Source organism: Paraclostridium benzoelyticum (assembly GCF_001006285.1).
In the GTDB taxonomy this organism is placed as follows: Bacteria; Bacillota; Clostridia; order Peptostreptococcales; family Peptostreptococcaceae; genus Paraclostridium; species Paraclostridium benzoelyticum.
The window spans coordinates 1-1,426 of record NZ_LBBT01000260.1 but is presented as its reverse complement, the minus strand read 5'-3'; the positions used below and the strand labels follow the sequence as shown (position 1 = coordinate 1,426).

Below are 1,426 nucleotides of genomic sequence, written 5' to 3'. Positions count from 1 at the left end.
GATACATAAATATATATATATTTGTTGTAAAATTAATACTATATACAAAGTTTTGAGGGGGATATTATTATGGCTTTTTTAGAAAAATCAACTAGAAAATGTAATGAATGCGGCGAGGTACTTGGTAGATTTTGGGGTGATGATATATGCCCCAAATGTAAGGAAAGTAAAAATGAATCAATTTTAGCAATTGAGAATCAAATGAAAACCGAAGAACTAGATAAATTTTTAAGAAGAATGTAAAAAGCAAAATCAATTTTCAAAAACACTATGCTGTCAACAATACCTTCATTAGAAGGCTATAAGATAAGTAAGTACTTAGGAATAGAAAGTTCAGAAGTAATAATCGGAACAGGGTTCGTTACTGACTTTATATCAAGTATTACTAACTTAGTAGGTGGTAGAGCTAGTGTTTATGAAAATAGTCTTGCTAAAGCAAAATAAGAAGCATTTGATATATTAAGATTTAAAGGAACCTTACTAGGTGGAAATGTAGTCGTTGGTGTAAAGTCAAGTTATATGGATATTGAAGATAATATGTTTGGTGTTTTTATTGAATGAACTATTGTAAAAGCTGATTTAATCAACGATAAAGTATAATAACATAGACTTAAAATTAAGTGTTATTATATTTCATTATAAAAATTATCTGTAACTAAATTAACAAATTAAGTCAATCAACTTCTTAAATTTTAGCTCATAATGCCGATATTAAATGTTAGTTGGAGTAAGTAGATAAATAGGTAAATTTGAATTTGTGGGGGATACAATTGAAAAAACAAATAATTTTTATACTATTAATAATTTCAAGTTTTACTATTACGGGATGTACTTATACTAAAATACCTGGCAATACTGATGAATCTATTAAGCAATACTTAATAGGCTCTAAATTAATAAATTCGCCAAATCAAGAAGATATATCCATTGTAGATAATACTTATATTCAAAATTCTAAGATTGTAGGATTTTTAAGCAAATATAATAATGGGGTTGTTATATGTGAAAAAAATAAAAAAGGGAAGTATATATTAAGTGATATTCAATTCTCTACGCAAAAAAAAGAAACCCTTGGAGTTGAAAATTTTCTGGTTAATTATAATACATACAATGGCATATCTAAAAGTAGTAAAGCTTTTGTCTTAATATCTGATGGTTCTAAAGTTTCTCGTGTAGAAATTACAATAAATGATACATACAAGTGTAAAAAATCATTTAAACCATATGGTCCATCTATGATTGTTGTCAATTCTGATGTATTAAGCAAAAAATCTTCTTACGTAAATTGTAAGTATTTTGACAAAAATAATAATGAAATCAACCAAGATGCTTAGTAAAAAAGCTAACTATAGGATATTTGTCCTCCAGTTAGCTTTTTTATTAAATGAAATGTTTTTATAATATTAAAAATATATTAAATCTTTTT

The 1,426-nt window shown here is 25.7% G+C and carries 3 protein-coding genes; all 3 read left to right on the top strand.

Annotation, left to right across the window (positions count from 1 at the left end):
• Positions 1-69: 69 nt before the first annotated feature.
• The 3 genes from VN21_RS18725 to VN21_RS13390 all read left to right on the top strand — a co-directional run bounded on the left by VN21_RS18725 (position 70) and on the right by VN21_RS13390 (position 1,334).
• Positions 70-243 (top strand): hypothetical protein, encoded by a 174-nt coding sequence (locus VN21_RS18725; protein ID WP_161794404.1) that lies wholly within the window; start codon positions 70-72, stop codon positions 241-243.
• Between the two features lie 27 nt (positions 244-270).
• A complete protein-coding gene (locus tag VN21_RS18300) occupies positions 271-444 on the top strand; it encodes a heavy metal-binding domain-containing protein (RefSeq protein ID WP_161794403.1) in 174 nt (57 codons plus the stop codon).
• Between the two features lie 326 nt (positions 445-770).
• Positions 771-1,334, top strand: a complete 564-nt coding sequence (locus VN21_RS13390; RefSeq protein ID WP_046823695.1) for a hypothetical protein — start codon at positions 771-773, stop codon at positions 1,332-1,334.
• Positions 1,335-1,426: the final 92 nt, after the last annotated feature.

Excerpts from the sequence above, each read along its gene's own strand:
- VN21_RS18725 (WP_161794404.1), top strand. The coding sequence starts at position 70 with ATGGCTTTTTTAGAAAAATCAACTAGAAAATGTAATGAATGCGGCGAG.
- VN21_RS18300 (WP_161794403.1), top strand. The coding sequence starts at position 271 with ATGCTGTCAACAATACCTTCATTAGAAGGCTATAAGATAAGTAAGTAC.